At 35.2% G+C, this 21,991-nt stretch carries 22 protein-coding genes and 1 riboswitch; of the genes, 12 read left to right on the top strand and 10 right to left on the bottom strand.

Features of this window, described 5'->3' with window-relative positions; genetic code table 11:
- The first annotated feature begins 48 nt into the window (after positions 1-48).
- Together AC6UD2_RS03645 and AC6UD2_RS03640 are read left to right on the top strand one after the other, a co-directional pair.
- Positions 49-1,200 carry a THUMP domain-containing class I SAM-dependent RNA methyltransferase gene (locus tag AC6UD2_RS03645; protein ID WP_500698055.1) on the top strand — a complete coding sequence of 384 codons (1,152 nt, stop codon included), beginning with the start codon at positions 49-51 and terminating at the stop codon, positions 1,198-1,200.
- Positions 1,201-2,313 (top strand): NAD(P)/FAD-dependent oxidoreductase, encoded by a 1,113-nt coding sequence (locus AC6UD2_RS03640; RefSeq protein WP_500698054.1) that lies wholly within the window; start codon positions 1,201-1,203, stop codon positions 2,311-2,313.
- Here AC6UD2_RS03640 and AC6UD2_RS03635 read toward each other — a convergent pair.
- Entirely contained in the window at positions 2,306-2,710 is a 405-nt protein-coding gene (locus tag AC6UD2_RS03635) for a ribonuclease HI family protein (protein ID WP_500698053.1), read from the bottom strand. The two genes, AC6UD2_RS03640 and AC6UD2_RS03635, sit on opposite strands and share 8 nt — an antisense overlap.
- 37 nt (positions 2,711-2,747) lie before the next feature.
- Between AC6UD2_RS03635 and AC6UD2_RS03630 the strand changes: the two genes are divergently transcribed.
- The 7 genes from AC6UD2_RS03630 to AC6UD2_RS03600 are packed head-to-tail and all read left to right on the top strand — an operon-like array spanning position 2,748 to position 10,367.
- Positions 2,748-3,134 carry an EbsA family protein gene (locus tag AC6UD2_RS03630; protein ID WP_500698052.1) on the top strand — a complete coding sequence of 129 codons (387 nt, stop codon included), beginning with the start codon at positions 2,748-2,750 and terminating at the stop codon, positions 3,132-3,134.
- 22 nt (positions 3,135-3,156) lie between these two features.
- Positions 3,157-4,815, top strand: coding sequence for a formate--tetrahydrofolate ligase (locus AC6UD2_RS03625; protein WP_500698051.1), 1,659 nt, complete (start codon positions 3,157-3,159; stop codon positions 4,813-4,815).
- Positions 4,790-5,293, top strand: a complete 504-nt coding sequence (lspA, locus tag AC6UD2_RS03620; protein WP_500698050.1) for a signal peptidase II — start codon at positions 4,790-4,792, stop codon at positions 5,291-5,293. Before AC6UD2_RS03625 ends, lspA begins: the two co-directional genes overlap by 26 nt.
- On the top strand, positions 5,283-6,200 hold the full coding sequence (locus AC6UD2_RS03615; protein WP_039144200.1) for an RluA family pseudouridine synthase: 918 nt from the start codon (positions 5,283-5,285) through the stop codon (positions 6,198-6,200). Before lspA ends, AC6UD2_RS03615 begins: the two co-directional genes overlap by 11 nt.
- 12 nt (positions 6,201-6,212) lie before the next feature.
- A complete protein-coding gene (pyrR, locus tag AC6UD2_RS03610) occupies positions 6,213-6,749 on the top strand; it encodes a bifunctional pyr operon transcriptional regulator/uracil phosphoribosyltransferase PyrR (protein WP_039144201.1) in 537 nt (178 codons plus the stop codon).
- 23 nt (positions 6,750-6,772) lie between these two features.
- Positions 6,773-7,846, top strand: a complete 1,074-nt coding sequence (locus AC6UD2_RS03605; protein ID WP_500698049.1) for a carbamoyl phosphate synthase small subunit — start codon at positions 6,773-6,775, stop codon at positions 7,844-7,846.
- Positions 7,847-7,850: 4 nt separating this feature from the next.
- A complete protein-coding gene (locus tag AC6UD2_RS03600; RefSeq protein ID WP_500698048.1) occupies positions 7,851-10,367 on the top strand; it encodes a carbamoyl phosphate synthase preATP-grasp domain-containing protein in 2,517 nt (838 codons plus the stop codon).
- Between the two features lie 12 nt (positions 10,368-10,379).
- On the opposite strand, the gene AC6UD2_RS03595 is transcribed toward AC6UD2_RS03600, so the two are convergent.
- Positions 10,380-12,116, bottom strand: coding sequence for an Rqc2 family fibronectin-binding protein (locus tag AC6UD2_RS03595; protein ID WP_500698047.1), 1,737 nt, complete (start codon positions 12,114-12,116; stop codon positions 10,380-10,382).
- A gap of 124 nt (positions 12,117-12,240) precedes the next feature.
- Between AC6UD2_RS03595 and AC6UD2_RS03590 the strand changes: the two genes are divergently transcribed.
- From AC6UD2_RS03590 to AC6UD2_RS03580, 3 genes are all read left to right on the top strand, one after another.
- Complete coding sequence (locus AC6UD2_RS03590; RefSeq protein WP_010021456.1) at positions 12,241-12,660, top strand: MarR family winged helix-turn-helix transcriptional regulator; 420 nt, start codon at positions 12,241-12,243, stop codon at positions 12,658-12,660.
- 14 nt (positions 12,661-12,674) lie between these two features.
- Positions 12,675-13,538 carry a DegV family protein gene (locus AC6UD2_RS03585; protein WP_500698046.1) on the top strand — a complete coding sequence of 288 codons (864 nt, stop codon included), beginning with the start codon at positions 12,675-12,677 and terminating at the stop codon, positions 13,536-13,538.
- A gap of 36 nt (positions 13,539-13,574) precedes the next feature.
- Positions 13,575-13,672: riboswitch (THF riboswitch) on the top strand.
- Between the two features lie 44 nt (positions 13,673-13,716).
- Complete coding sequence (locus tag AC6UD2_RS03580) at positions 13,717-14,253, top strand: folate family ECF transporter S component (RefSeq protein ID WP_039142818.1); 537 nt, start codon at positions 13,717-13,719, stop codon at positions 14,251-14,253.
- Between the two features lie 247 nt (positions 14,254-14,500).
- Here AC6UD2_RS03580 and AC6UD2_RS03575 read toward each other — a convergent pair whose 3' ends face one another.
- The 8 genes from AC6UD2_RS03575 to parC form a co-directional block, all read right to left on the bottom strand.
- Positions 14,501-14,929 (bottom strand): HAD hydrolase family protein, encoded by a 429-nt coding sequence (locus tag AC6UD2_RS03575; protein WP_500698148.1) that lies wholly within the window; start codon positions 14,927-14,929, stop codon positions 14,501-14,503.
- Entirely contained in the window at positions 14,925-15,161 is a 237-nt protein-coding gene (locus AC6UD2_RS03570) for an HAD hydrolase family protein (protein WP_500698045.1), read from the bottom strand. Before AC6UD2_RS03570 ends, AC6UD2_RS03575 begins: the two co-directional genes overlap by 5 nt.
- A gap of 133 nt (positions 15,162-15,294) precedes the next feature.
- Positions 15,295-16,248 carry a Dyp-type peroxidase gene (locus AC6UD2_RS03565; RefSeq protein ID WP_039142823.1) on the bottom strand — a complete coding sequence of 318 codons (954 nt, stop codon included), beginning with the start codon at positions 16,246-16,248 and terminating at the stop codon, positions 15,295-15,297.
- 140 nt (positions 16,249-16,388) lie between these two features.
- Complete coding sequence (gene msrA, locus AC6UD2_RS03560; RefSeq protein ID WP_010021449.1) at positions 16,389-16,916, bottom strand: peptide-methionine (S)-S-oxide reductase MsrA; 528 nt, start codon at positions 16,914-16,916, stop codon at positions 16,389-16,391.
- 30 nt (positions 16,917-16,946) lie between these two features.
- Complete coding sequence (gene msrB, locus AC6UD2_RS03555; protein WP_039142826.1) at positions 16,947-17,384, bottom strand: peptide-methionine (R)-S-oxide reductase MsrB; 438 nt, start codon at positions 17,382-17,384, stop codon at positions 16,947-16,949.
- A 113-nt stretch (positions 17,385-17,497) separates the two neighbouring features.
- Positions 17,498-18,433: a manganese-dependent inorganic pyrophosphatase gene (locus tag AC6UD2_RS03550; protein WP_010021445.1), complete on the bottom strand. Its 936-nt coding sequence runs from the start codon at positions 18,431-18,433 to the stop codon at positions 17,498-17,500.
- Positions 18,426-19,457, bottom strand: a complete 1,032-nt coding sequence (locus AC6UD2_RS03545) for a LysR family transcriptional regulator (RefSeq protein WP_259739991.1) — start codon at positions 19,455-19,457, stop codon at positions 18,426-18,428. The genes AC6UD2_RS03550 and AC6UD2_RS03545 overlap by 8 nt, the downstream gene beginning before the upstream one ends.
- A gap of 65 nt (positions 19,458-19,522) precedes the next feature.
- Positions 19,523-21,982: a DNA topoisomerase IV subunit A gene (parC, locus tag AC6UD2_RS03540; RefSeq protein ID WP_500698044.1), complete on the bottom strand. Its 2,460-nt coding sequence runs from the start codon at positions 21,980-21,982 to the stop codon at positions 19,523-19,525.
- Positions 21,983-21,991: the final 9 nt, after the last annotated feature.

Raw genomic sequence — 21,991 nt, 5'->3', positions numbered from 1 at the left:
GAGTGGGATTTTCCCACTCTTTTTTTATATAAAAAGGGAATGAATAAAATGGAAAAATTTAATTTAATGGCAACATGTTCAGCTGGGCTAGAAGGACTAGTTGGAGATGAATTACGAGACTTAGGATATGAACCCGAAGTCAGAAACGGAATGGTTCTATTTACAGGAACCGTTTCCGATATTATTAGAACGAATCTATGGTTAAGAACAGCCGATCGAATTAAAATTATCGTGGGCCGTTTTAGGGCGACTACTTTTGATGAGTTGTTTGAAAAAACTAAAAGTTTAGATTGGGAAGACTTAATTCCAATGGACGGGAAGTTTCCCGTCGAAGGTCGTTCCCAAAAATCTTCTTTACACAGTGTTCCTGATATTCAAGCCATTACTAAGAAGGCCATTGTTGAAAAGATTAGCAAGTTTTATCATCGAAGAACCCGACTTCCTGAATCAGGATCATTGTATCCATTAGAAGTTCGTGTAAATAAAGATGAGGTTATGGACACCCTAGATACTACTGGTCCAAGTTTATTTAAACGTGGTTATCGAGTTGCCAAGGGAGAAGCTCCTTTAAAAGAAAACATGGCTGCCGCACTAATTCTCTTAACCAACTGGCACCCAGAAGAAATGCCGTTTCTTGATCCAATGTGTGGTTCTGGTACCATCCCAATTGAGGCAGCATTAATTGCTAGAAATATAGCTCCCGGATACAATCGCGACTTTGTTTTTGAAGACTGGGATTGGGTCGATCCTGAACTTGTTAAAAAAATTCGTGCTGAAGCAGATGCCAAAGCTGACTATGATTCTCAATTTGATATCATGGCCTCCGATGTTAATGAGCAGATGGTTAATTATGCCAAAGTAAATGCAGAAGAAGCTGGTCTACTTCATGATATCCAGTTCAAACAGGTTGCAGTTCAAGATTTTCATACTGATAAACAAGATGGTGTGCTTGTAACTAATCCACCTTATGGACAAAGAATGGGAGACTCAAAAGAAGTCGCTCAACTCTACCATGAAATGGGGAAAGTCTTCATTCCCATGAAGACTTGGTCTAAGTACTATCTAACCAGTGATTTGAACTTTGAAAAAGAATATGGTAAGAAAGCTACTAAGAGACGTAAATTATATAATGGAAGAATCAGAACAGATTATTTCCAGTACTGGGCTGAACAAAATTTCAATAAGAAAGGGAAAAAGTAATTGAAAAAACGAATTGCGATTATCGGTGGCGGAATCGTTGGTTCTACTGCTGCATATTATTTGAGTCAAATGCCAAATGCTGACGAACGTGACGTAGTAATGTTTGATGATAGCTACGGTCAAGCTACCAAAGCAGCCTCTGGAATTATATCTCCATGGTTGTCGAAACGTAGAAATAAGCAATGGTATAACTTAGCAAAGGCTGGAGCTAAATTGATTCCTGAAATTGCTAATGCCACTCATATGAATTCGGAAATTTTTGATCATTGCGGAACAATTATTACAAGAGAAGACGAAAGTAATTTAGATGAATTATATCTTTTTGCCAAAGAGCGAGCCCAAGTTACTCCAGAAATGGGTAACATCCAAAAATTAGATTGGAAAGCGGTTCAATCTCAAATTCCAATTCTAACCAACCCGAAGTCTGGTGTTTTGGTGTCAGGAGGAAGTCGGATTAATGGTGCACTTTTTTGTCAACATCTCATTTCAATTGCAAAAAGAAAGAATCTTACGGTTCATGATGGAAGAACAAGACTAATTAATGATCATACCATTTCTTTTAAAGAGCAATCATTTGAGTTTGACCGAATTATTGTTGCTACAGGAGCATGGGTCAAGGAAACAATGCGACCTTTGAATGTAAAAGTTCATGTGAGACCACAAAAGGGACAATTAGTTGAACTCAAAGTTCCTGATTTTCCCAATCATGAAAACATGCCAGTAATGATGCCTGAGGGAGAATATGATTTTATCCCGCTAGGACATGGAAAGTTAATTGTTGGAGCCACTCATGATGATGATAAAGGATTTGATTTGAGTAAAGAAGCAAGCGTTGACAACCAGTTAATCGATTCGGCTCAAAACTTGGTCTCAGGATTAAACTCAACTGATATTATACTGAGTAAAGTTGGAACGAGGGCTTATACTAATGATTTTGCTCCGTTTTTTGGAATTGTTCCTAATCATGATAATGTATTGATTGGAAGTGGACTAGGTTCCTCGGGATTAACCACTGGTCCTATGATTGGTAAATTATTAGCGGGATCGGCTATTTTTGGTGGTCATCCTGATTGGAAGATGTATGAAAAGCCTATTTCTAATTACATCAGCTAGAATGAAGAGCCTGAAATGCTAATTCATGAGCACCCATGTTTTGATTATCAGGAATCCATTTAGTTAAAACAAACGCAAAATGGCTTTCTAATTCAATAATTTGATCAATATATTTTTGATAGTGTTTTGCATATTGTTTATTAATACTGTTACTCAAAATTGAACTATCAGTGTAGTATAATACGGTTACGTTTCCTGGTATCTTACCGGAATGTCTTAAATGATGTTGAAGGTCTTTTAAAGCTTCAATACAGGCTTTAAATTCGCCAACATGATTGTCTTTTGCTTTACATTGTTTCTTAATTTGTAATTGTTCTTGTTTATGAACGATTAAAATTCCAATCCCACATTGGTGACTTTGAGGCTTAATTGCTGCATCTGAATATAATTTATACATGAGTTAATTACTCCATTCATTTAAAGAGGTTTAAATTATGATAACTCAAAAGAGAAAGTTTTTGTATCAGCCAAATATTACTACTAGTATCATCTGCTGGAGTTGGACTCTTATTGTTTTATTGATTGGAGTTATTATTTGGCTTGAAATAACTCATTTTCAAGAGATTACGTTAGGCTTTTTCATTGCTTTTATTTTATTATCATGGATTCAAATTCATTTTAGAAAATTAATCTTAGTGGGAAATACTTTGACATTACGAAGTGTACTTCATCCCCGAGGAATTAAAATGAATATCAAAGATATTAGTAACGTTCAATTAAAAAGATTTCAGCTATCTTTTAATTACAAAAATAAGAAATATACATTTGTTCTTCCTAATAATTCAACAATCGAATTGAGCGAAGCATTAAACAATAAATAGCATGCTAATAGAAGGTGATTTAATGAAGACAGATATTGAAATATCACAAGAGAGTAAATTAAAGCCAATTCAATCAATTGCTAGTAAGCTTTCCATCCCAGAGAGTAAGGTAAATCCCTATGGGAAATACATGGCCAAAGTTTCAAGTGATACTCCTGACCAAGGTACCAAGAAAAAGTTAATCCTTGTAACAGCAATTAATCCAACTCCTGCAGGAGAAGGAAAATCAACAGTCTTAATTGGACTTGGTGATGCATTAAATCAATTAAACAAGAAGGTTGCAATTGCATTACGTGAACCCTCAATGGGTCCCGTAATGGGAATGAAAGGTGGAGCAGCTGGCGGTGGATTCGCTCAAGTTGAACCCATGGTTAACATCAACCTTAATTTTACTGGCGATATTCATGCTCTAACCTCAGCTAACAACACGTTGGCTGCCTTAATTGATAATTCGATTTACCAAGGAAATAAATTAAACCTTGATCCGCGCAAAATTCAATGGCATCGAGCCATGGATGTTAATGATCGCGAATTGCGTAATATGGTAATTGGCCTAGGTGGTTCAAAGTCAGGAGTTCCACGAGAAGAACATTTTGAAATTACTGCTGCCAGTGAATTAATGGCAATTTTGTGTTTATCAACTGATTTAAACGACTTAAAACATCGAATTAAGAATATTTTAATTGGATATACTTATGAAAATAAGCCTGTTTTCGTTTCTGACCTGGGGGCTGAGAGTGCGTTAACCATTATCTTAAAAGACGCCATTAATCCTAATTTAGTTCAAACCTTAGAACATACTCCTGCCTTTATTCATGGAGGCCCTTTCGCCAATTTAGCAATGGGTTGTAACAGTGTTCAAGCTACTAATACAGCTATGAAGGTTGCTGATTATACCTTAACTGAGGCTGGATTTGGGTCAGATCTTGGTGGAGAAAAATTCATGGATTTGGTTTCACCACATTTAAATGTTGATCCAAGTGCAGTGGTAGTCGTAGCTTCAATTAGAGCACTAAAGTTTAATGGCGGATTAGCCAAATCAGAGTTATCAAGCCCAGATGTTGACGCTTTAAAAAAGGGAGTCAAAAATTTGGATCATCACATTCGAGCTATGAAATCCTTTAACAAGCCTGTAATCGTTGCCATAAACCAATTTAATGATGACTCACCTGAAGAAATTAAATGGTTAAATCGTCATTTGGAAGATTTAGGGGTTGAACATGGAATTAGTAAATCATTTATTGAAGGTGGCAAAGGTTCAATTGACTTAGCACAAAAATTAATCAAATTGGTTGATAACGATGATTCACTTAAGCGAGTTTACAGTAATGAAGATAATTTAACAGATAAAATAAATAAAGTTGCTAAAAAGATTTATGGCGCTGGTGACGTAGTCTTATCATCAAAAGCAAAAGGACAATTGAAGGAAATTCAAAAAAATGGATGGAATAAACTCCCAATTTGTATTTCCAAAACTCAATACTCTTTGTCTGATGATCCCAAAAAGCTTGGTGATCCAAGTGGATTTACCTTGCATATTACCGAATTATTGCCTAAATTAGGTGCTGGATATATTGTTGCCATGGCTGGAAAAGTTATTACTATGCCTGGTTTACCAAAACATCCCGCTGCCATTGGAATGGATATTGATAAAAATGAAAAAATCACCGGCTTATTCTAAAAATAGAATCTTAATTTGGATCCTTACTGCTTTACTGTTTGTCCTTTTACTCACCCTTGATCAGGTTTCAAAGTCATGGATTCGTTTAAATATTCCAACGGGAAGAGACATTTCAGTAATTCCTGGGATTATTTCGCTCACTAACATTAATAATACTGGAGCAGCCTGGAGTTTTCTTTCAGGAAAATCATTTATTTTTGAGATCATTGCAGTTATTGCTGTCTTCGTTTTTTTGTTTTTCATTTACTTTGAAAGAAACCATACTGGTTATCTAATTGGTTTAACGTTAATGCTAGCAGGAACCATTGGGAATCTATTGGATCGTTTTTTGGTGGGCTCCGTTACTGACATGATTCAGTTAGATTTTATTAATTTTCCTATTTTTAACGTTGCTGATTCATGTGTAACGATTGGAGTAATTGTGTTATTTTTAGTTATTTTATTGGCAAAACCTGAAAGTGAAAAACATGCAGAATAGAGAGTTTGAAGTTACAAGAAAGAATGAAAGACTAGATAAACTAGTTGCGGATCATTATGAAGACTTAAGCCGTAGCAGAGCCAATGAACTCATCAAAGAACACTTAATTTTGGTTAATGAAAAGAAAGAAAAACCAAAGTATAAATCAAAAATTGGTGATTTAATTCAAATTGCAATTCCTGAACCAAAACCATTAGATTTAACTCCACAAGATATTCCATTAGATATTGTTTATGAAGATGACCAAGTTATCGTGGTTAATAAACCTCAAGGAATGGTAGTTCATCCAGCTCCTGGACATCCCGATCATACCTTAGTAAATGCGTTGTTGTATCATACCAAACTTTCATCCATTAATGGAACAGTTCGTCCTGGAATTGTTCATCGAATTGATAAGGATACTTCTGGGTTACTAATGGTAGCAAAAACTGATGTTGCCCATAAATCATTATCGAAGCAACTAAAGGAAAAAACGAACCGAAGAAAATATCTTGCATTAGTTCATGGTAATATTAAAGAAAGTCGTGGGACAATTGACGCTCCCATTGGAAGATCAACAAAGGATCGCAAAAAGCAGGCTGTTATTGCTGGAGGAAGGCCAGCTATAACTCATTTTCATGTTCTAGAGCGCTTTGGCGGTAAGTACACGCTTGTGGAATGTCAATTAGAAACGGGAAGAACTCATCAAATTAGGGTTCACATGAAGTATATCGGTCATCCCCTTGTGGGTGATCCATTATATGGTCCAAAGAAAACAATTAAGGGAAATGGTCAGTTTTTGCATGCTGCAGAATTAGGCTTTAAACATCCCACTACTGGTGAGGAACTAGATTTTAAGGTTCCAGCACCTTCAATCTTTTTAAAAACAATTGAGCAATTGAGAAAAGAATATCCTGATGTTGAATAAGGAGTGAAAATTATGGCAAAAGAAAAAGTCGTAGTTGACGGTATGGCAATGCAGCGTGCTTTAACGCGAATTACCTACGAAATTATTGAGAAAAACAAGGGAATTAATGATTTAGTTCTTGTTGGAATTAAGACACGTGGCGTTTATTTAGCAAAAAGAATTGCTAAGCGACTTGAAAAACTCGAAAATGCCGAAGTTCCCGTTGTTGAACTTGATGTTACTAAATACCGTGATGATTTAAAAAATAAAAAGCCAAATTCAGAACCGGTTAATGATAGTAAAGTAGATGTTAACAATAAAAACGTCATTTTGGTTGACGACGTTTTATATACTGGCAGAACGGTGCGAGCAGCGTTAGGTGCAATCAATGAAATGGGGCGACCAAAGCGAATTGGACTCGCCGTATTAGTTGATCGTGGTCATCGGGAATTACCGATTCGTGCTGATTTTGTGGGGAAGAATATTCCTAGTTCAAAAGACGAAAAAGTCAACGTTTTGGTTTCTGAGATTGATGATCGCGATTCGGTTGAAATCGTCTCTAATAAGTAAAGCAGATCTGAAGAGGTTTGATTATGACTAAAAGATATTTAATCTTAAATGATGGAACTTCATTTGTAGGAAAATCAATTGGGGCGGAATCAACCGTCACAGGTGAAATCGTGATGAATACCAATCTAAATGGTTATCAAGAATCAATTACGGATCCGATTTATCACAATCAAATAGTAGCCTTTTCGCAACCCTCAGTAGGCAATATTGGAATTAATCGGAAGAACTATGAATCTATTTTAACTTCAGCAAAAGGAATCGTAATTCATCATAGTGAAGATATTTCAACAAGTTATCTAAAAAAGATTTCTTTAGATTCGTTTTTAACGCAGCGGAATATTCCTGGAATTACTGACATTGATACCCGGTACTTATTAAAATACATTATGAAGCATGATATTGCTAAGGCAAGTTTGGTTGATGTCAACGATGAGCATGCATTTGATCAATTGAATGCAGCAGTTTTAAGTAATCAACAAATTCAACAAGTTGCCACTCCTAAACCATACTTAGTACCAGGAAATGGTAAAACAGTAGCCATCTTGGATTTTGGATTAAAAGAGGGCATTGTTAGACAACTTGCTCAAAGAGATTGTAATGTGATTGTTTTACCCTTCGATACTTCTTACCAAGAAATCATCGATCTTGATCCAGAGGGGATTATTTTATCTACAGGACCTGGTTCTCCTCACGAAATTGATGATAGCGTTCTAACCACCATTAATCAGCTGGAACATGCGCTACCTGTTTTTGGTATGGGATTAGGGCATGAGTTACTTGCCATGGCTAATGGTGCTAGTGTTTATCGAATGAAGTTAGGTCATCATGGAAGTAATCATCCCATTAAGAAAATTATCACTAATCAAATTATCTATGCTAATCAAGCTCAAGATTACGCGGTTGACCCTGATTCTATTGATACCTCAAAACTAATTGTGACATACATAGATTTGATAAATGGAACTGTTCAAGGAATTAGACATCGTGATTATCCGGCTTTTTCTGTTCAATTCTCGCCAGACGGTTCTAGCGGTCCAACTGATAGCATTGATCTGTTTGATGAATTTCTAGAAAGTATTACAGCACACGGGAGATAGCTTGATGGAAAACAAGTTAAAAAAGATATTGATAGTAGGAGCTGGCCCATCTGGGATCGGTCAAGAATGTGAATTAGATTCAGCAGCTTTTCAAGCTCTTCACGTTTGGAAACGGCTTGGAATTGAAACTTTCCTATTGGATAATAATCCGTATTCCGTCATTTTACAGGAAATGAATGCTGATCACGTCTATATAAAGCCAGTTAACACTGATAATGCTAAACATGTTATTGAATCGGAACACGTTGATGCTATTACATCAGTTTTCGGTGGGGTCAATGCATTAAAAGTCATCCAACGTCTAAACAAAAATGGCATATTGGAAGAGAACAATGTTGATATTATCGGATTAAATAAAGATAATATTGATCTCTTTAATAATGAGAATCGGTTAAATCAGCGATTAAAAGAATACGGTATCCCAACACCTGACTATTACATCGTTAGTAATTTTGATGAATTAAGAAATGTAATTGATAAGATTTCTTTCCCAATTTCGGTTCGACCACTTGATCCTAAAACCCGACAACAACGTTCAATTTTTCAAAATATGGAGCAAGTTACAAATGAAGCAGATAATATTTTTGATGAATCTAAATCTGGTAAATGCTTAATTGAACGAGAAATTGTGGGCTACAAGGAAATTGGAACAGTCTCCTTACGTGACACGATGGGGACTAAAATGATGATTTCATCATTAGAAGACATGAATCCGGTTGGAGTAAATTCAAATGATTCGGTGGTTTTTACGCCATCACAAACTCTAAGTGATACACAGATTCAAATGATCCGTTCTATTTCTTTTGAAATCATGGATGTGTTGGGTATTAAGGGTGTTTGTCATGTACAATTTGCCCTTAACGCTGAAACCGATGATTGTTTTGTGTTAAAAGTAAATCCAAGCTTTAACATGAGTACGACACTAGCAGCTAGGTCAACCGGGTATCCAGTGGCATTAGTAACGTCACAATTATTGTTAAATTATCCAATTATGAAAGTAAAGTTACCAGAACGTTTTCACAAATTTACTTCAATTTTACAACCAATAAGTGATCATATTACCGTTAAAATCCCAATTTGGCCATTTGAACAATTACCTGAAGCAGATGCACGACTTGGGACGAAAACTAAATCAATCGGATCGGTAATTGGGGTAGGACGAAGTTGTGAGGCAGCGTTATTAAAGGGAATTAGAAGCTCGCAGTCTAGTCCAAAAGATGTTCTACCTAGTTATTCTGAATTATCTGAAGATGAATTAATTTCCCAATTAATTCATCCCACTGACATTCAGCTTCCCATTTTATTTGAAGCACTTTCACGACATTACACGGTAGAGGATTTACATGAATTGACTAAAATAGATCGATTTTTCTTCATTGTGATGGCCAACATTGATCAAAGCCGCTCTTATATTCTTCAACATCAAAATGATCCAAAAGCATTTCGCCTTGCACATGAAATGGGATTTGGTGATGGCATGCTGTCATCAATTTGGCACATTAACATTGATAAGTTGCGAAGGAAAGATTCTTACAAGACTTACAAAATGATCGAGCCAACGGCAGGGGAATTCCCAGAACAAATTAATTCCTTTTATGCCAGTTATGAAATCGATAACGAATCGAATCAAATTGGAAATAAGACAGCTCTTGTTATTGGTAAGGGTCGAAATAAGATTGGACCAAACGTTGCTTCTGATTTTTATACGAGTGAGTTATTGATCCAATTAAAAAAGATTGGTTTTAATACCGTAATCCTAAATAATAATCCTAATTCAGCTTCATTAGCTCCAATGATGAGTGATAAACAATATATTGAACCCATTCAACTAGGTGAGATTTTAGATGTGATCCAGACCGAGAAACCAAAGTATGTTTTTTTGCCTGGAAATCGCCATTTCTTGATTCGCGAACTTAGTAAATATGCTGAAATTAATTTAGTTATTTTACCACCAAATCAAAAAAACGCAGTCTGGTATAGATCTCACGTTGATTTTGCTTTTGATCTTCTGGTAACTGATGATCAAATTATTCCAATTTCAACAGTTGGATTTAAATCAGAAGACGGCAGTGATGATATTAATCTACAAACTGACTACTACGTTCCTTACGGAAAAGATGCCTTGAACATTGATAGCTTGGTGCAAAAAGCAAAAGTAGCCGTTAAAAACCAAAACATTCACGGCCTAGTTCAAGTACTTTTTTATAAGGATCAGGACCAAATTAAGATTACTGGAGTAAGACCACTTCGAATTACTGAGACGGTTCTTTTAAATATGTCTACAGGAATTAATTGGATTGGTGTTTTGGTTAGAATGGCTACTGGACATCTAAATATTGAAAAGATTAAAAAAGAAGTCCCTAAGATTGATTCATCGACTCATTTTACGGTTATGCAAGCTTCTTTTCCATTCAAGCAACTTGGTGTTTATGATTATAAGAAAGACCGATCGCTCGAATCGGGAGCAAAACTGTCAATTGGATATACTATTAACGAAGCAACCAAAAAACTATTAAAGTAAAAAAGCAAGATGCTATTTTGCATCTTGCTTTTTATTATTTTCTCTTAGATGTTTTACAATTTCATCACTTGGAGTTACGTACATTGTACTCTGACCACGATAGGTAACAAACCCAGGTTTACCACCATTAGGTTTCTTGACAGCCTTTACCTTAACGTAATCAACTGGCACATTTGCTGATTCTCTTGCCTTAGAAAAGTAGGCAGCAAGTTCAGCAGCCTGTAAAACAGTTTGCTCACTAGGATCGAAAGAGCGAATGATAACATGAGATCCATGAATGTTTTGAACATGAAGCCAGGTATCACGCTTGTCAGCTGTTTTTAAGGTTAGTTGATCATTTTGGAGGTTATTCTTACCAACGAGGATTACATCGCCATCATCAGAAATAAACTTTTCGGGTTTACTAACTTTAACTTTACGCCGTTTCCCGGTATTTTTCTTCGTTTTTTTAATGTATCCTCCGTCTTTTAATTCGGTCTTGATATCACTTAAATCTTGAGGATTGGCAATCTCAATCTGAGATTCAATATTATCAAAATAGTCGATTTCTGATTGACACTCTTGAATCTGTTTTATTACGTAATCCTTAGCATTTCTTTTTTTATCATATTTTTTAAAATATTTTTGTGCATTCTCTGAGGGTGAAAGAGCAGGATTAAGGGATACTACAATATCTTTATTATCGTCATAAAAATTGGGTAATTTGATACTATTAGAACCAACTTTGACTTGATTCAAATAGGTCATTAAAATTTCACCTTTGATACGGAGGTCATCAGCATGTTCTGACTCTTCTAAAGTTTTTTGTAGTTTTTTGAGCTTTTTGTGGTTCTTTTTTAATTCATTTTTCGTAATTCGGATTAGTTGGGACCCTTGCTCTCGAACACGTTCGCGTTGAACCTTTGTTTGATAATATTCATCAAGCATTGAACTCAAATTATCGAATCCTTGCTGTGGCTCGATCCCGATGTAAGGGAAAGCGGAAAACTGTAATTTCCCCTTAGAATCATCACCAATAACTGGTTTAGGACTATCAAAATGATCAAAGAATTCCCAGTATTTTTGCTTGATGGATGATCCTGAGACATGAAGTGTACTAGCAAGTGCATAAGCAGTATCAGTTCCAAGTCCTTGAAGATACTTGCGAAGTTTACTAGCAAACACGTCAACGTTTGGAAATTCACGGTTGATTCGTTCGATTCGAGTTATTTCATTATCTTGGACTTGAAAGGGATCCACCAAATTTTGCTTGGGGGGTTGGATATACTTGGAACCTGGCAGAATGGTACGATAGCGATTCTGAGAAGAAGAAATTCTTTTCACCGAGTCAATGATAGTTGAATCCTTAGCCTGGACTAAAATAATGTTACTATGACGAGCCATAATTTCAATTACTAGCACTAGTTCTTCTATATCTCCAAGTTCATTTCTGGTATTGAAATGAAGATGAATAATTCGATCATTATTAACCTGATGAACTTTACTAATAAAGCTTCCACTAAGATGTTTCCTTAATGTCATGGCAAAATTCGTTGGAACTTTGGGATTAGTAAAGGGGACGTTTGTAATTTGAGCCCGTGCGTAAGACGGGTTTGCTGAGAGTAATAATTGATAATTATTATGATTAGAACGAATGGTTAGTATGATTTCGTTGGGATATGGTTCGTTTATTTTAGAAACTCGTCCATTTAACAAGTCGTTTTTTAACTCTTGAGTCATTGCATGTGTAAATGATCCGTCAAATGACATATATAACACTCCTTTTTACTTCATTGTCCAGTATAACTTATATCTTCTCGTACATCACACGAATATTAAATCGCTAATCTTGTATTAGGCAATTAATGGTATAATATTTTACGGAGGAATATCAATGAAAAATAGTTTAACTGCTCTTAGAGTTGTAGGAAAAATCCATCAACAACAGCTTCAAGCACTTACTAAAAAATCAAATCTTACTATTTCAGAGTGGCAATTATTGATCGCTATTACTGACGGTTACACTACGCAAGAATCCCTTTCACAGTCAATGGAATTGGATACATCAACTTTATCGCGACAATTAAAACGACTCGTTGAAAAAGAAATGATCCGTAAAAAAGCTGTCGGGCAGGACAAGCGTCAGTTGATCTACAGTATTACTGATAAGGGTAAAAATGCCTGCAATCAGATTAACTCTGATTATGCAGATCTTTCCACACGAATTTTTAATCAGTGGACAGATGAAGAAAAGAATCTTCTAAAAATTTTGCTCAACCGATTAGAAACAAGTATGAAAAAAATCCGTAAATAAGATAGGTGAAAAAAATGAAGACAGCGATTGTCACTGATAGTACATCATATTTATCTAAAGAAGATCTCAAAAAATATAATGTTCATATTATTCCAATCTCCGTAATCTTCGACGGTAAGGACTACCGTGAGGGAATCGATATTACAAATGATGAGTTTTATAAAAAGCTTCAAGAATCGACCAAGTTACCAACAACTTCACAGCCACCAATTGGTGCTTTAGTGAAGGAATATAATAAACTAGCTGACGAAGGTTATGATGCAGTTATTAGTATTCATCTTGCATCAACCATATCGGGAATGTATCAGGCGGTTTGCAATGTGTCAAAAATGATGGATAACATTCAAATTTATCCATTTAATTCTGGAATTACCGTTGATCCGATGGCTGCTTTAGTTAAGTACGCTGCTAAATTGGCTCAAGAGGGCGTTAATCCGAGCGAAATTATCGATAAATTAAAGAGATTACGTTCTACAATCGACGAACTCATTGTGGTAGACGATTTAGATAATTTAGTAAAAGGCGGACGCTTATCGAATGCTAGTGCTTTTGTTGGTGGGTTATTAAACATTAAACCGATTTTAACTTTTGATAATCAAACGGATGAAATTGTAGCATTTGATAAAGTACGATCAAAGAAAAAAGCACTTAAAAGAGTAGAAGATTTATTTTCGCAAGCAGTTGAAAAGTCGGACTATCCAATTGAAGTAGCAGTGATTGATGCCAATAATCCAAAGGAAGCTGACATTTGGCAAAAAACTATCCAGGATAAATATCCGAACATGAAAGTGAGTCGTGGATACTTTGGCCCAGCGATTGGAACACATCTGGGTAGTGGGGCACTTGCTTTGGGTTGGATTAGAGACATGAGCAAATAAAAATAAAAGGTGTATAATTAATAATGTTCTAAAAATTTAGGAGTAGGATCTAGCGCGTTAAGTGTCGGCGGAACGGAATGTGAACGCTGAACGAAAAACTAATCGTTTGCGGTGCTAGATCCGCATTCGCCACTATATTGCCATTTTTGGTGGCAGCTCCACTTAGGAGATGTCAATTATGAAGGAATTAGAACATTGGGGATTACGTCCTCTTAGTATCAAGGGATTAACTTATATTGCCATTTTAATGGCAATTGAGATTGTCCTGAATAAATTCCAGTTCCAGACGAGTTATCTGGAAATTGGATTTGGTTTTATTGCAGTTGCATTTATTGCATGGTGGTTTGGACCGTTCTGGTCGACAATCGTAGCTATTCTAGTTGATGTACTAACATCCATTATTAATGGATATGGGTTCTTCATTGGATTTACATTTTCTGGAATCATTGCAGCATTAATTTTTAGTTTTGCTTTCTATAATCAAGGAAAAGTTAGTTGGCTAAGAGTGATTGTTGCAGTCGTATTAATTACTTTAATAGTAAACATAGGACTAAATACGTTGTGGATTTCTGTGATGGCTCATACGTCATTTTTCTATTATTTACCACTTAGATTGGTAAAAAATATAATTATGATTCCGATTCAAATTATTATTCTTTATATATTAATGAATAATAAGACCATCCAGCATTTTAAACCCAACGTTTTTAAATAAACGATTGAAAACACCAGAAATGGTGTTTTTTTAATACATATGTATGAGGGAAGGACAATATTAATATTTTATTTGTCTACTTTACATAATATATATTATACGAAGCAGACTTAATATTGAAAAAAGACCAATTTATACTTATTTTAGATTATCAACATTTGTATAACTTTGAATTAGTTTTGCAACTTCATCATTTGAATTCAAAACAATTTGATCTGGCTGTAGATTCATCCGATTAAGTTTATTGCTACCCATCGTCAGCCCAATTACTTTTAAAAGCATTCACGAGTAATTCTTGATCATTACTATCGTTTCCAAACACAATATAGTTGCTATCAGTTATAGTTCTTAATGTGCTGAATTTATTGATATTTTGTGCTGTCAGATCAATATTATTTTCGTCAGTATGTTTGATAACTGATAATGACGTATTTTGTTTAATAAATGCTGATATTTTATCAATTAAATTGTTATTTATGTCTAATAAGATGATTTTAACGGCTTTTTTGATTGATGAGATAGCTACATTTTCAGCTAATTGATCTGGATCCAATTGCTTAAATATTGGATTTAAAGCGCTTACTTTGGCACTATAATCCCAATTACTATCAATTATGTAATTTAAATCGTATTTTTTAATGATATTTTTAGTCAATTGTATATCACAATTACTAATGGGTTTTATTGAATAAGTATGACCATTTCTTGATACAAGTGCCCCATTTGCACCTAATTAATGTATTTTTTTTAAACGTTGGCACGATTGGTATTAGATCTCTGATTGGCCTAGCTGAAGCAAAGATAATTTCATTATGTTTTGCTAGTTGCTTAATTGCATTTACAATTTCTGAATCTATTTCAACACCATTAAAGCTCAGCGTTCCGTCAACATCAAATACATATAGCATGTTTTAATAACCTCTTAATTTCGTAATATTACCTATTTAAATATTAAGCTAAAAATGATAATTCATAAAATTAAAATAAAAAAAACTTTCGATTATTTCGAAAGTTTTTTGCAAATCTCTTAAAACTTAATTATTAGTTCAAATCACCATCAGCAATCTTCCCAAGCAACGGTCTAGATGGAATAAAGAAAGTTTGACCAGTTAAAAGCGTTGAAAAAGTTAATAGAAAATCATTTTGATCAACCATTTGCTGCAACATGCCTTGAATAACATGCCAATAGCGCGAATATGCAATGAAATAAGTTCCTGTATCATTATTAGCTGGATCAGAATACGGAACATTCATTCTAACAATTTTTTGTTCGACCCCGTTAACCGATGTATTGGAAGTTACGTTGTGCGCATTTTTAAACTTTTCTTCATCGGGTAATTCAAGATCAGAAAACTTCTCTCTCCCAATCGCTTTATCTTGCGTAGTGGTATTTAATTTATTCCAGTAATCCATGTCATGGTGCCATTTTTGAGCAAACGCGTATGATCCGTTGATAAATTCAGGATCCTCATCGCCAATCAATGCATATGGAGCAATGTCTTCAACTTGTGGTACTTCGGTTCCATCAATAAATCCAATGATAGCACGACCTTCAAGGTATCGGAATCCATGCGTCTCATTAACTACCTTCGTAAAGTCTCTTAGAAAAAGCATGAACTGAGTCGTTACTTCATATACAACTGCTTCGGTATTAGCACGAATATGAAGAAAAATATCTCCCTCAGAAGATGGCATCGAATACTTTGGGCCCTTAACTCCCTCAAAGTCAATCAGTTCCTTGGGCTTATTAGCTTTAGGAAATAAGTAATCCCAGGCCTTGCTACTAAATCCAATTGCAACCCTTAAGTTAGCTTCAGGTTCTCTAATTCGCATTGATCGAATAATTGATTGGGAACGATCAGCAAAATCTTGAATTCCCTCTTGAGCTGCTTTTTGATCCTTACGAGTTAATTCTAGCGTTGCAAACTCAACGTTTTCACCCGTATCTTTCCAAACATCTTGTGATTTGTCTGGACTTATTTTTTTCTCAGCCATTATAAATACCTCCTAAGTTAAATTCAGTATTAGTAAAGGATTAACTGTTTTATATAGCCAATCTCAATACTACTTAATTATACAATATGTTAACCACTACATTAAAAAAGAATGCCAACATTGGCATTCTTTTTATTTGTTTACTTTTTCCAATGATCATTGATGAACTTTTTCCGTCCACCACTTTCTTCAATTGCATAACGAAGTGGGTTCTTCTTATAGAAATCTTGATGATAATCCTCAGCCGGATAAAATGGCTGTGCATCTTCAATCTTGGTAACGATTGGTTCATCAAATTCTCCGCTATTTTCTAATTCTTTCTTTGATTCTTCAGCAATCTTACGTTGTTCAGGACTATTTACATAGATAACTGGACGATAAGAATCACCACGATCTTGAAATTGTCCCATTGCATCGGTTGGATCGGTTTGATGCCAGTAAATTTCAACTAGTTTCTTATATGAAATAATACTTGGATCAAATGTAATTTTAACTGCTTCAGTGTGGCCAGTTGTGCCAGAAGCAACTTGTTCGTAGGTTGGATTAGGTACATGACCTCCAGTATATCCTGATACAACGGAAATAATTCCGGGCATCTGATCAAATGGTTGAACCATACACCAGAAACATCCACCAGCAAAAATTGCAGTTTCTTCTTTATCACTCATTAATAAACACCTCTAATTTGGTTATTTGTATTATTCAACAAACTTTTTGTACTTACCATAACCCTCTTCATCCATCTTATCATAAGGGATGAATTTCAAGGCAGCAGAATTAATGCAGTATCTTAATCCACCTTTATCCTGAGGACCATCTGGGAAGACATGACCTAAATGGGACTTAGAATCTGAACCACGAACTTCTTGTCTGATCATACCGAATGAAGTATCGGTATCACTCTTTAGCTCATCTTCATTAATTGGTTTAGTAAATGATGGCCAACCACATCCAGCATCATACTTATCAGCTGAACTAAATAATGGTTTACCATTCACAACATCAACGTAGATTCCCTTCTTGTAGAAATCATCGTATTTTCCTGTAAAAGCAGGTTCAGTTCCTGCATTTTGAGTCACATTATATTGTTCAGGTGTTAAACGATTTTTTAAATCTTCTTTGTTGTTTTCAGCCATAATATAAACCCCCTATTTACGTTTATATATAACTTATATCTTATCCAATTAAATAGCAAACAATTTGTTTTTAACTAAAAACCCCGCGTTAATTACGCGGGGTTTTCTAATTATTATTTTTCTAATGCATCAGTTAATGGTGGAACCACTTGCTTCTTACGTGAAACTACTCCAGGTAGATTCATGATGTCATCAGCATTAAATTTATTATCAAATGCCTTTTCAACAACACTCTTTGGTTCACCAACAACAATTAATTCCGAATTACTGTCTAAGATATTAGTTACTAAGACTAAGAATAAATCGTATCCTTTATCTTTAGCTTCAGCTTCCATGGCTTTCTTAACATCATCAGCTCGTTTAGTAATGTCATCTAAATCAACCACATTAATTTGATCAATTCGAACGCTCTTACCACCCATGGTAAATGACTTAGCATCACCGTCAATTAATTGTTGGTCGGTCTTTGAATCAACATCTGTACCAGCTTTAAGCATTTTGACACCGTAATCTTCATAGTCATCGATTCCAGCAATATCAGCCAAAGCTTTCAGAGCATCACGATCAAAATCAGTGGTAGTTGGAGATTTTAATAGCAAAGTATCAGAAATAATGGCGGATAACATTAAGCCAGCCAACTTCTTAGGAATCTTAATTCCTTCTTCAGAAAACATTTGAGTTAAAATCGTGCTACAACAACCATAAGGAGCAGCTCGGTAGTATAAAGGAGCCGCCGTATTAAAACCATTAATTCGATGGTGATCAACGACGTCGGTAACGGTCAATTGATCAATGTCACTGACACTTTGTTGTGGTTCATTGTGATCAACTAACATGACCTTATCAACTTCAGGTTTGGCTCTGCTAATTACTCGTGGTGCCTTAGTATCAAAATAGTCTAAAACATACTTAGTTTCAGCATTGGGCTCACCTAAAGCAACTGCTTCAACGTCATAACCATCCTGCTTCTTTAAGTATGCAAGTGCCATTGCAGCAACAATTGCATCTGTATCGGGCACTTTGTGTCCAAAAACTAATTCTTTACTCATGATTCTCTCTCCTCTTTTTCCATATTTCCAAGAGTCTCTGACGATCTCTAACTTCAATATTAATACTATTTAAGTATACATCTTTAGCCTGAGCATATTCCCCAATAAAGCCATTAAATTCGTCAAATAATTTATTCAACCGTGGGATACCATCTTTAGTATCACGATAAACAGCGACGGCCTGAAGGGAAAAGTCAGGAATGATTTCAGTATAGTAAGTATTTTTTTCAGCCATCTTACTTCGATCCCGGGTCATCATAAACGTTTTTGGCAAAATAGTATTTAATCCAGATGATAATGCAAATTCCATAATTTGCACTGGCCTCGTAAAACAAGCTACCATCTTAGGCATTTCATAACGTTTAGCACTATAAATATTCTTTAAAAACTGATTAAAATAGTATCCATTAGGGTACCCAACCATTGGTCCCTCAACCTTTTTAAGATTGATTTTGCTACCTACCTTACTCTTATCATGGTGAACATAACACAGGGTATCGTGAAGAATTGGCTTAATTGCCATACCCTTCCAATTATGTAGTTTTTCGTTTGGTAAATACATAATTGCTAAATCAATTTTTCCACTTTCAAGGTCAGAAATCAATGTTTGCTGGGTTAACATATACATTTCAATTCTTAAGTCTGGATTCTTTTCATAGAAATATAAAGCAAAATTTTCAAAGATTTCATCTTCAATTGCTGAAAGAATTCCAACTTTAATGGTTCCCCGAATGGAGCTGGAATAGGATTCAATTTCATCAGTAGCGTTGTCCAGAATTCCATAAACCTCTTCAGTTGCATTTTTTAAAGTATATCCAGCATCTGTTAAGTGAATTTGTTTTCCAACTGAATAAAATAGATTGGCATGTAGTTTATTTTCCAATTTTTTAATTTGTTGAGATAGTGCCGGCTGTGTAATTCCTAAAACACCAGCAGCTTTTGTATAATTTAGCGATTCGGATAATTGTAAGAAATATACTAAAGCTTTTGATGAAAATAATGATTCTCTTTTAGATTCTCTCAAAATTAATACCTCGCACTAACATTTATTATTATATTGTGTATATTATCACGGAATTACTATATTTACTATAGTAAACTATCAATTTGAGACTGTTTCAAAGCATCATGAGTAATCATAATTGGTGTTCCAATCATCTTAGTATCCATCACGGGTGAACCATTAGATAAACGACCGGAAATTCCGTGATCACCGAGGATTACATCATGTGAAGTCATGTGATCAGTATAAACTTTGAGAGTTTCATCATTAGATTCAATCTTAATAAAATCGGCTAATAGATTACTTTTGGTCTTAAATTCTTTAAGGACTTTAACTCCCTTACGAGCCCTGCTCGTTACTGGAATATCAGACACTTTCATTTTTTTAAAATTACCATTTTGAAAGATAAGTGCTATCTCAGAATTGTCATCTACAAACTGCATATTAATCACGTGGTCGTCATAATCAAGACTGATAGCTTTAACTCCAGTGGTTCGTGGTCCACTTAGAGAAACTTCTTGCAAATCATATCTAAGTGCTAATCCCTTTTCCGTCATTAGTAGAACACTTCCAGGATCTTCAGTTCGATTATATGAAACGTCTACTACTCTTGACAAAGGACCCTTTAATTTTTCATAGACCGCGGCTCGACTTTTGTAAGTTCTACTAGGAAGTAGTTTACTAAACTCAGTTCGCTTAATGTGACCTCCACTGGTAGTAATGACGAATTCTCCATCTTGTTTTAGATCGGGGAAGGCATAAACGGCAATAATTTTCTCATTTGAATCTAAGCCATTCATTCTAGAAATATGTTCTCCAGTATCCTTCCACTTAGTATCTTCAACTTCATAAACTCGACGATAAATCATGTTCCCCTTGTCAGTGAACATAAACAGCGAATCACGCGTGTTTAATTCATTTAGGTAAACGGCATGGTCATCCTCTTTTAAGCCGTTATCGGTGATCTCAGACGCATTAAACGAGCGAAGACTACTTCGTTTCAGATACCCATCGTTACTGACTAGTACCATCACGTTTTCATCTGGAAGAGTCACTTCTTCACTGACTTCCAAATTTTGAATTTTATCCTCGATCTTAGTCCGGCGCTTATTACGATAACGCCTTGCAATATCACGTAATTCCTTCCTAAGAACAGAATCCAACTCATCAGGATTAGCTAAAACTGCTTCATATTCGGCAATTTTAGCCGCTAAATCTGCATTTTCTTTCTTTAATTCGGTCACATCAGTATTAGTTAAACGATAAAGTTGTAAAGCTACAATTGCGTCTGCTTGTTTTTCAGAAAAGTCATATTCAGCAACTAAATTGTCACGTGCATTCTTCTTGTCGTTACTAGCACGAATGGTCTTGATGACTTGATCAAGAATTGATAATGCCTTAATTAAACCCAAAACAATATGTTGTCTAGCATTGGCTTTATCTAGGTTAAATTTAGTCCGTTTGGCAATTACATCACGTTGATAGTCCAAATATGCAACCAGAATTTCTTTTAGAGAAAGGCGTTTAGGAGCCATATTGCTAATAGCAACTACATTAAAATTGTATGAAACTTGAAGGTCAGTATTTTTAAATAAATAATTTAAAACACTAGTACTATCTACGTCTCGTTTTAATTCAATTGCAATGGTCAATCCTTCACGATCGGACTCATCACGTACTTCAGCAATTCCATCTACCTTTTTGTTAATTCGTACTTCATCAATTTGTTTAACTAATTGAGCTTTATTTACTTCATAAGGGATTTCAGTTACTTTAATCATTTGCTTATTTCCACGCAATGATTCAATCGAGGTTTTGGACCGAATCATGATACGTCCCTTACCGGTTTCGTAAGCTTGTTTAATTCCATCTAATCCCTGAATAATTCCGCCAGTTGGAAAATCAGGGCCTTTTACATACTTCATCAGGTTCTTTAAAGTGGCATCGGGATGCTTTTGCAAGTAGATTAATGCATCAATCACTTCACCAAGATTGTGTGGTGGAATTTCGGTAGCATATCCAGCAGAAATCCCAGTTGCCCCATTTACCAATAAATTAGGAAATCGTGATGGAAGTACAACAGGCTCATATTCTGTATCATCAAAATTTAGAATCCAATCAACGGTATCTTTATCGATATCACGAAGCATTTCATCTGAAATCTTACTTAGACGTGCCTCAGTATAACGCATTGCTGCAGGTGGATCTCCATCCATAGAACCATTGTTTCCGTGCATTTCAATTAATGGTTCCCTTAATTTCCAATCCTGACTCATTCGAACCATAGCTTCATAAATTGAACTATCACCATGGGGATGAAAATTACCCATTACGTTACCAACTGATTTTGCTGCTTTTCTGAAACCTTTAGATGAAGTATTCCCATCTTTATTCATAGCGTACAAAATTCTTCTTTGCACGGGTTTTAATCCGTCGCGAACATCTGGTAAAGCTCGTTCTTGAATAATTGATTTGGAATAACGGCTAAATCGTTCGTCCATAACTTCTGAAAGAGTCAAATCTTTAATTTTTGATCTATGTGCCATTTCATCACC

The organism is Fructilactobacillus sp. X2R5C2, from assembly GCF_059901375.1.
The sequence above is the reverse complement of the archived record's forward strand: the minus strand, read 5'-3'. Positions and strand labels throughout refer to the sequence as shown.